Here is a 9,454-nt window from a genome sequence, read left to right as displayed (position 1 = left end):
ATTATAAGAAAATGAATTTTTTCTATATCTTCAAAAACCATACTGATTCCAAATGTCAGAAACTGAGAATTTTTCATTGCATTTAATATTCCCATATAGTCTTTAGAATTTTTTTTAAGATCATCTACCATTTTAGTGAGCTCTGAAATTTCCATTTTGTATTTTTTATGCTTCAACAATCTTTTTACACATTCATGAGTCCTGCAGACATAGCTTCCACGTGACTGAATCTTCTGTTCTCTATCGTAGATAAACTGGTCATCTTTTTCCACAATTCTAAAAAGGGCGTCCTTCGTTTTTTTACTACGGCAAACAGCACAGGTTCTTTCCGGCGACTCACTGATCTTCATTTACAGTTCTTCCTCAGCTGGGACTTCAGGAGTTTTGATATCTACTCTCATTCCTGTAAGCTTAGCTGCAAGTCTTGCATTTTGACCGTTTTTACCTATTGCCAGGGAGAGCTGCGATGTATCTACTATTACTCTTGCTGTAACCTTATCCTCTAGCACCTCTACACTTATTACTTTTGCGGGGCTCAGAGCCGCAGCTACAAACTCTTCTGGAGATTCAAGCCATTCTACTATGTCTATTTTTTCTCCGTTAAGTTCATTTACTACATTTTTGATTCTGAGACCTTTTTGTCCTATACATGCTCCTACAGTATCAATCTCTTTATTCTCCGAATAAACTGCCACTTTGGCCCTAGATCCGGCTTCTCTTGCCACTGCCTTCATCTCGATCAGACCGTCTTCTATCTCTGGTATTTCCAGTTCAAATAGTTTCTTAAGAAGTCCTTCGTGCTTTCTAGAAATCAGTATCTTCGGGAATCTGCTTGTTTTTTCTACTTCTACGACATAGACTTTCAGTCTGTCTCCCACTCTGTATAAATCAGAGGGTGACTGTTCTACGATTGGAAGCATTGCCTCTATACCGTCAAACTCAATAAAAATATTTCTTCTGTCATCTATTCTTCTGATGATTCCGTTTATTATGTCCTTTTCTCTGCTCTTAAACTTATCAAAGACAAACTGTCTCTCTGCTTCTCTTACTTTTTGAATTACTATCTGCTTTCCGTTCTGGATAGCATTTCTTCTGAACTCTTCGCAGTTGACCTCGACTTTTAATACGTCTCCTACTTTTGCTCTCTTTTTTTCCAATAGAGCATCTTCAAGTATGATCTCACATGCTGAGTCGTAGAGGTCTTCCTCTTCCACTACAGTTTTGATCTCATATACCTTGACATCTCCTGTTTCTCTGTTGATTTCCACTTCTATAGAGCTATCCTCTTCCCCATAGTGTTTCTTGTATGCAGCGAGAAGAGCCTGCTCTACAGTTTCGATAAGACTTTCTTTGCTTATCCCCTTCTCCTTTTCCAGTTCCGTCAAGGCTTCGAGGAAAACCTTTGCGTCTTTACTCTTCATCTAAATTACCTCCTGAAATATTAAAAATCCCCAAATTCGAAGACTAGGTTGGCTTTTTTCACCTCGCTGAAAGGAATCTCTAGTTTCTTTCCATCTGCATTAAGATAAATGATTCCATTTTCATAACTAGATATCTCTCCAGTCCAGTTTCTAGAATCTTCAAGCTTATGCTTAAGGATTAATCTAGCTTTTTCTCCAACAAACCTAATAAAATCTTTTTCGCTTTTCAGCGGTCTCTCTATACCGGGAGAAGATACCTCTAAAAAGAACTTCTTTTCTATAAGGGCATCTACGTCCTCTTCAATTCTGTTACTTACGTTGGCACAATCCACTAAGGTTATTTCCGCATCTGGCTTTTCTATATATACTCTCACATACCAATATCCTCCGTCTTGAAGATATTCGATATCTACTACGTCAAGTCCAAACTCCCTCGCAACAGGATTTGTAAGCTCCCAAAGCTTTTCCACGACATTTGCCTTTGCATTTTTTTCCATATCTTGTGATTTTCACCCCACTTCCAAAAAAACTATAAAGAAAGAGCGGGCATGAACCCACTCTTTCCAACTTTGACATATTTACATTATCCGAGGTAATTATAGCACAAAACATTAAATAAATCAAACCTTATCGGTATTAATTACCCTAGATTCTTTATTTCTGAGGTAAAGTTTTCTTTTTAAAAAAAAATTTTTTATTTTTTTTAAAAGATATCATCTCTAAACACCATTTTTAAAAGGTTTCATTGAAAATTTCAAACCAAGTATTAAGAATAGAATTTATTCATATTTTAAATTATAAAAATTTATATCATATATTTATACCCCTCATTTTTATCACACTTTTAAAAAAAATTACTGAGTCTTACAACGCTCTACTGAAGACTACAAAATCACTTTTTTTGACTAACAACACCGGCCACTTTAGATGCTTCTGGTATATCTGTCAGATATACCCAGTATATTTTTATTCACATTGACCCCATAAAATCCCAAGGGTATAATCATACAAAGAGGACGTATTTAGTTTTAACTGTTCCACAAATAAACTTAAAAATATTTTTTTAAAGTTTGCATTTAAGGCTTTAATGTTAATTTAATAATTGAAAGAATGAAACACTTTATATTTCATGGATTATTTAATAAGGAGGATTTATGTTCGGAGAAAATATTCTTCACGATTTAATTTTAAAAAACAAAAAAAAATGTCAGATGGGAACTGTGGCAAATTACATCCCCGGATTGGACAGGGCAGAAAAAGAGGACCTGGGAGTATGCATAATCAAAAGTGATAATCAAATTTTTGCTTCTGGAAATTACAAACAGAAATTCACAATACAGAGTATCTCCAAACCCCTTGTACTGCTCCTAGCTATCATTGATAACGGAGAGGACTATGTTTTTTCAAAAATCGGAATGGAACCTACAGGAGACGCCTTCAATTCAATAAAAAAATTGGAAACCTGCATACACCACAAACCATTTAACCCCATGATAAATGCAGGAGCCATAGCAGTAAGTTCTATGATCAAAGGAAACAACTCCGACGAAAAGTTTGAAAGAATCATAAAATTTATAGAAAAAATATCAGAAAATCCAGAACTGGAATATGACCACGAGATCTACTCAGGTGAAAAAAGAACAGGAAACCGAAACAGGTCCATGGCTTACTTTATGAAAAATGACAATATTATAGAAGGAGAGGTAGAAGAGGCTCTTGATGTCTACTTTAAGCAGTGCTCTATACTGATTACAGCTATGGATCTGGCCAGGATAGGTTTATTCCTTTCAAAAGACGGTGTTTTAAGCACGGGGGAAAGAGTTATTTCTGAAAGAGCTGCAAAAATAGCAAAAAGTCTCATGATCACATGCGGGATGTACGATGGATCTGGAGAGTTTGCAGTGAAAGTAGGATTTCCGTCAAAATCCGGTGTAGGTGGAGGAATCCTATCCTCTGTACCTGGAAAAATGGGTATAGGGGTCTACGGACCTGCCTTGGACCAAAAGGGAAATTCCATAGGAGGTTACGCCATCCTTGAAGACATTTCAAAATTAATGTCTCTCAGTATTTTCTAAAAAGAAATAAATTGTCGCACCAACTATAACGTAATATAAAAAAGGAGGAAACAGATGCTAGGTTTAATTAATGGTATTATCAACACCGGAAACACGATTTTATGGTCCTATGTTCTAATAGCACTTTTAATAGGGGTAGGAGTTTACTTTACTCTTAAGACAAACTTTGTTCAGTTCCGTTATATAGGTGAAATGTTTAAGGTATTAGGAGGAAGCGGATCTACAAAAGATGGAGGAGTGTCGGCATTTCAGGCTTTCTGTATAAGTGTGGCTTCCCACGTAGGCACTGGTAACCTTGCAGGTGTAGCTATTGCCGTAGCCGTAGGAGGACCTGGAGCAGTATTCTGGATGTGGGTTATCGCCCTTGTGGGAGCAGCCTCGAGTTTCGTGGAAAATACCCTTGCACAGACTTTTAAGGTGAAGGATAAAAACGGATACCGTGGTGGTCCGGCTTACTATATGGAAAAAGCCCTTGGACAAAAGAAAATGGGGATGGTTTTCTCAATCCTTATAACTATCTCATTTGGACTTGTCTTCAACTCAGTCCAGGCAAACACAATCTCTTTTGCCTTTGAAGAAGCCTTCGGTATAAGCAGAGTGTTTGTAGGTCTGGGTCTAAGCGCCCTTACTGCAATGGTTATCTTCGGCGGTATAAAAAGAATAGCCAGAGTTGCAGAAGTTCTGGTTCCTATAATGGCTACAGGTTACGTGCTTGTTGCTATGTTCGTAGTTATCAAAAACTTTGCTCTTGTACCTCATATTTTTGCCCTTATCTTTGAAGGTGCCTTTGGATTTAAGGCTGCCGCTGGAGGAGGTATGGGAGCTGCAATGATGATGGGGATCAAAAGAGGCCTTTTCTCAAATGAAGCTGGTATGGGAAGTGCTCCCAATGCCGCTGCTACATCTGAAGTAAGTCATCCTGTAAAACAAGGTCTTCTTCAGACTCTCGGGGTTTTCGTTGATACAATACTGATCTGTAGTGCTACGGCATTGGTTGTATTAATCTCCGGAGCATATCAGACGGAAGGTATCACAGGGATACAGCTCACTCAATCTGCACTTACTTCTCAGGTAGGTTCTTGGGGTAATCTGTTTATCGCAGTGTGTATCATGCTCTTTGCATTTAGTTCTATAATAGGAAACTACTATTACGGTGAATCAAATATAGAGTTCTTAAACGGTGGGGCAAAGTGGCTTTCAGCATTTAGAATCGCAGTAATCATAATGGTTTTCTGGGGATGCCAGTCAGCTGTTTCTGTAGTCTGGAACATGGCTGATCTTTTCATGGGATTGATGGCTCTTATGAACCTCGTCGCCATAGCGAAGCTAGGACACTTGGTTGTAGATATCCTAGCTGACTACAGAAAGCAAAAGTCTCAAGGTAAAGATCCGGTGTTTGTATCTGCAGGGATCAAAGGGCTTGAAAAAGCTGAAATCTGGACAGAGGAACACGCAGAACAGTTTAGAGAAAAACAGGTTGAAATCATAAATTTATAATTATAATAAAATGAATTTAATTATACTCCTCCTCTGTATTTCAGGGAGGGGTATTTTATTTTTTAAGGTTTTAATTGAGAAGAAAAAACTTTAGCAGGCTCTTTTTTTACTACAGGAATCAACTTTTACCTATTTTTTTCCTAAAAAACCCCATGTTATTTATTTTTTAAAATACTGAAATTTTCACACTTTTTAATTCCGGAACAAACCTCATTAAAGCCCGTAAATGTTAAGTTATTCTAGAATTAATCGGTCTTTTATGATAATATACCTAAAAGTCACCACAGAAATATTTTGTTATTTTTAAAGATAGCTTTACAAAAAATCCGAATGTATCAAGAATGGGTAATTGATACAGGGGATAACATAAAATTTTATTTTCAACAGTTCAAAGGGGGAATTTAAATGAGTAAATTCAAAGTAATTATCGCAGAAAAAATGGATATAAGAGGAATAGAACTTCTCCAGAAACAGTTTAACGTGGATGTCTGCATCGGTATAAGTCGTGAAGATCTTTTGAAAAAAATCCACGAATATGATGCCCTTTTAGTGAGAAGTGCCACACAAGTCGACGAGGAACTTTTAGAAAAGGCAACTAAATTAAGAATTGTAGGCCGTGCAGGTAACGGTACAGACAATATCGACATCCATGCTGCTACAAAAAAAGGTGTGATCGTAGCAAACACTCCTGAAAGTAATTCCATCTCTGCATGCGAACTGGGAATAGCCCTCATGATGGCATGTGCCAGAGATGTGTCAATAGCCGACAAAGACATGAAAGCCGGAAAATGGAGCAGAAACTCCTTTGAAGGAGTGGAACTATACAACAAGACTCTGGGAATAATCGGTCTCGGAAGAATCGGTTCACTTATGGCTACCAGAATGAAAGCCTTCGGAATGAAAATTGTAGCATACGATCCTTATATTTCAGACGAAAGATTCAGCAGATTCAGTGCCAAAAAAGCTGAAAATTTGGATGATCTTCTAAAAGTTTCTGACTTTATAACAATCCACACACCAAGGACAGAAGAAACAATCGATATGATCAGCACTGAAGAGATAGAAAAAATGAAAGATCACGTAATCCTAATAAATGTGGCAAGAGGTAAGATAATAAATGAAGATGCCCTTTATCAGGGGCTTAAAAGCGGTAAGGTAAGAGGGGCAGGTATAGATGTCCACGCTGTAGAACCTAGATACGAAAGTCCTCTATACGAATTTGACAACTTCATCCCAACTCCTCACATAGGTGCAAACACTGCTGAGGCACAGGAAAACGTAGGTATCGCCATTGCACAGCAGGTGGCAAACGGTCTTCACGGAGAAATAGTGGAAACAGCAGTAAACCTTCCTGTCATGGAAAGAGAGGGTCTGAAAGAGGTCAAGCCATACATAGAACTTATGGAGAACCTGGGTAAAATTTACTATCAGCTCTATGCAGACTCTGTAAAATTTGTAGAGATCAACTACTGGGGAGATGTGTCAAAGCTTGATACTCAAATGGCTGACCTGGCCTTTACAAAGGGGCTTTTACAGCCTATCCTTGGTAACAGCGTCAACTATGTAAATGCAAAAATAATGGCTGAAAATGCAGGAATTGGAATGAAAGAGAAAAAATTCATAGAGAATTTTGGAAACTACTCCAACCTTGTGACAATAAAAATAACAAACAGCAAGAATTATGTATTCACAATCGCAGGAACTATAAGTTCAAATGCAGAAGGGAAAATAATTGAACTCGAAGGCTTTGACTTTGAAGTAAAACCTACTGAATACATGTTGTTTATAAAAAACAAAGATGTCCCTGGAGTAATCGGACATGTAGGAACTCTAGCAGGAGAAAAAGGAATAAACATAGCTACCATGCAGGTAGGCAGAAAAACCAAAGGGGATACTGCCATCATGATCCTTACCATAGATGATGAAGTATCTGCTGAAACTCTCGGAGAATTCAAGAAAATGGATAATATCATGTCTGCAAAAAGTGTTGTACTTTAATAAATAGTATATAAAAAGGGAAGTCTTAAATAGACTTCCTTTATTTTAAAGGAGGAAAAATCTATGAAATTCGGATACGCAGCCTCTTCTGGAGAAAAAAATATATTTGATTCCATAAAATACGCAAATGACAACGGCTTCTCTTCAGTGGAGTTAAATGTCAACATGCCTATATTTTTCCCGGAAAATTTTACAGAAGAAGAAAAAAACCAGATAAAAAAATACAAGGAGGATCTGGGAGTGGAGATTACACTTCATGCCCCTGAAGACCTTACACTGCTTCAGCTTCAGAAAGAGATAAGAATAGCTACAATAAAAAGATTTAAGAGAGTTATAGACTTTGCCGGTGATATAGGAGCCTCCCGTCTCACTATGCATGTGGGCCCTGCTGTATGCTTTACCCTCACAGACAGAAAGTCATACCTGGATGAGACTTATCACGATGAATATAAGACCGTCCTAAAAGAATCCCTTACAGACCTTGCAGATTATTCTGAAGGAAAAACTATCCTCTGTGTGGAAAACTCCGGACGTTTCCCCGTAGAACTGGTACAGGAAACTCTGGAAGAAGTTTTAGATGAAAATAAAAACCTCTTTCTCACATGGGATATAGGACACTCCTATGAAAACCTGTATAATGAGGTGGATTTTTTTATAAAGCATAAAGACAGAATAAGAACCTGCCATGTCCATGACAATAACGGAAAAAGCGACCACCAGATAATAGGCAAAGGGGGCGTGGACTTCAAGAAACACTTTGACATCATGGGAACAAAGGATATGACTTACATTATAGAGGTCAGACCCCGTGAGAATGCCTTAAAATCCCTTGAAATTTTCAATAAAATGTTTGGCTAAAAGCAACCGTCCCTTTCTGAAAATCTTCAGAAGGGGATTTTTTAATGTTCAAATTTTTAGTATTCCATTTTCTATTATCTTTCAGAACAGATAATATAGAACTATATTATCTAAAGTGAATTTTTACCTATTTGAAATTCCGGCATCATATTTTTCATTCAAATAAGAACATAGAAGGAATTCGTTTTTTCTTAAAGAATAACCTTATTGCAAGATATAATCTTTAGCTCAGGAATTTCCCTACAACCATAAATTTAAATTAACAAAACTATGAGTTTATTTTTTTAAAGGAGGGAGACAGGAATGTTAAACAGAGTATTGGTTGCATTTATTGAAGAAAAAGATGTTGAATATTTAACAAGGTATGCAAAAGTAATCAAGGAACACTATCCTGGTGCGGAAATTGTGGGGATGTTTATACATTCAGTTGTAGACAAAGATGAATTCAAAGAATTTATGGCTGCTGATGACTTATACAGACTTAAAATTAAAAACATTGACCACGAATATCAAAGGATAACAAAAGTTGAAAAAGAGCATTCTGAACGAATAGAAAAGTCATTTTTATCTGTAATGAAGGACTCTAAATTTTATAACATGGTAGGAGATTCCTCCAAAATCTTATTGGAAGAACTTAAATTCTTTGATCTGGCAATACTTGCCAAATCAGACGAGCTGAACCATGAAGAAAAAACATTATTGAATACACATCATAAACCCGTAATATTGGTTCCAAAATTTGAGAATTACTCCTTTGAAAAAATACTGCTGGCAGATGACCAAAAGATAGGAGCAAATAAATCACTCTTTAATTTTATGGAGATATTTTCAGATACAAAAGATTTTACAGCCGTTACAGTTAACGGGGATAAAAAGCTCGATACTGAAGAATTGAAAACTTACATGGAAAAGGCAGGAAAAAACATAAAAACAGAGTTCCTTGAAGGGGAAGTTCACGAAATGATTTTAGAATACTCGAAAGACTATGACCTTATAGTTATGGGTAATCTAAAACACTCAATAATGCTTGAAAAAGCAATAAGAGATCCTGGAATAAAAATAATCGAATCTTCGGAAAAACCTATATTTATAGCTTAATAAAAACCGTAATAAATCAGTGATGCAAAAATAATATTAATAAAACTATCAAATTTTATTTCTTGGAAAGTGAGGAGGAAAAATGATAACTTTTTTAATAGCCTTGGCAACTTTAATTGGTGGTTATTTTATTTATGGTACAATCGTCGAAAAAATTTTTGGAATAAACGAAAACAACCCTACACCTGCTTGCAGGCTTGCTGACGGTGTTGACTTCGTAGAGATCAGCTGGGGAAAGGCCTTCCTCATACAATTTCTTAATATAGCTGGTTTAGGACCTATATTCGGTGCCGTTGCAGGTGCACTGTGGGGTCCTGCCGCCTTCCTTTGGATTGTATTTGGATGTATCTTTGCAGGATCAGTTCATGACTATCTGGCGGGTATGCTTTCACTCAGACACGATGGATCTACAGTAGCTGAGATAGTTGGTAAATATCTTGGGAACGGTCCAAAAAATTTCATGAGAGTATTCTCAGTAGTGCTGCTGATTCTTGTGGGAGTGGTATT

Annotated in this window: 9 protein-coding genes; 6 read left to right on the top strand and 3 right to left on the bottom strand. The window is 36.9% G+C overall.

The features are described from left to right. From ABZA26_RS02665 to rimP, 3 genes are all read right to left on the bottom strand, one after another. Positions 1–350, bottom strand: a 350-nt coding sequence (locus ABZA26_RS02665) for a YlxR family protein (RefSeq protein ID WP_372712978.1), incomplete at its 3' end; no start/stop codon positions are given. Next, a complete protein-coding gene (gene nusA, locus ABZA26_RS02660; protein WP_372712977.1) occupies positions 351–1,421 on the bottom strand; it encodes a transcription termination factor NusA in 1,071 nt (356 codons plus the stop codon). 20 nt (positions 1,422–1,441) lie between these two features. Further along, the gene (gene rimP, locus ABZA26_RS02655) at positions 1,442–1,918 is read right to left on the bottom strand and encodes a ribosome maturation factor RimP (RefSeq protein WP_372712976.1); all 477 of its coding nucleotides are present in this window, start codon (positions 1,916–1,918) and stop codon (positions 1,442–1,444) included. Between the two features lie 657 nt (positions 1,919–2,575). On the opposite strand from rimP, the gene glsA reads away from it, so the two are divergent. From glsA to ABZA26_RS02625, 6 genes are all read left to right on the top strand, one after another. Beyond that, positions 2,576–3,496 (top strand): glutaminase A, encoded by a 921-nt coding sequence (gene glsA, locus ABZA26_RS02650; protein ID WP_372712975.1) that lies wholly within the window; start codon positions 2,576–2,578, stop codon positions 3,494–3,496. Between the two features lie 54 nt (positions 3,497–3,550). Continuing rightward, positions 3,551–4,993: an alanine/glycine:cation symporter family protein gene (locus tag ABZA26_RS02645; protein WP_372712974.1), complete on the top strand. Its 1,443-nt coding sequence runs from the start codon at positions 3,551–3,553 to the stop codon at positions 4,991–4,993. A gap of 405 nt (positions 4,994–5,398) precedes the next feature. Further along, entirely contained in the window at positions 5,399–6,991 is a 1,593-nt protein-coding gene (serA, locus tag ABZA26_RS02640) for a phosphoglycerate dehydrogenase (RefSeq protein WP_372712973.1), read from the top strand. A gap of 63 nt (positions 6,992–7,054) precedes the next feature. Further along, positions 7,055–7,849 carry a sugar phosphate isomerase/epimerase family protein gene (locus ABZA26_RS02635; RefSeq protein ID WP_372712972.1) on the top strand — a complete coding sequence of 265 codons (795 nt, stop codon included), beginning with the start codon at positions 7,055–7,057 and terminating at the stop codon, positions 7,847–7,849. 303 nt (positions 7,850–8,152) lie between these two features. Next, the gene (locus ABZA26_RS02630) at positions 8,153–8,947 is read left to right on the top strand and encodes a universal stress protein (RefSeq protein ID WP_372712971.1); all 795 of its coding nucleotides are present in this window, start codon (positions 8,153–8,155) and stop codon (positions 8,945–8,947) included. Positions 8,948–9,029: 82 nt separating this feature from the next. Then, positions 9,030–9,454 (top strand): carbon starvation CstA family protein (locus tag ABZA26_RS02625; protein ID WP_372712970.1); only part of this gene is annotated, 425 nt, incomplete at its 3' end.

The organism is Ilyobacter sp., from assembly GCF_041583315.1.
GTDB lineage: Bacteria > Fusobacteriota > Fusobacteriia > Fusobacteriales > Fusobacteriaceae > Ilyobacter.
The sequence above is the reverse complement of the archived record's forward strand: the minus strand, read 5'-3'. Positions and strand labels throughout refer to the sequence as shown.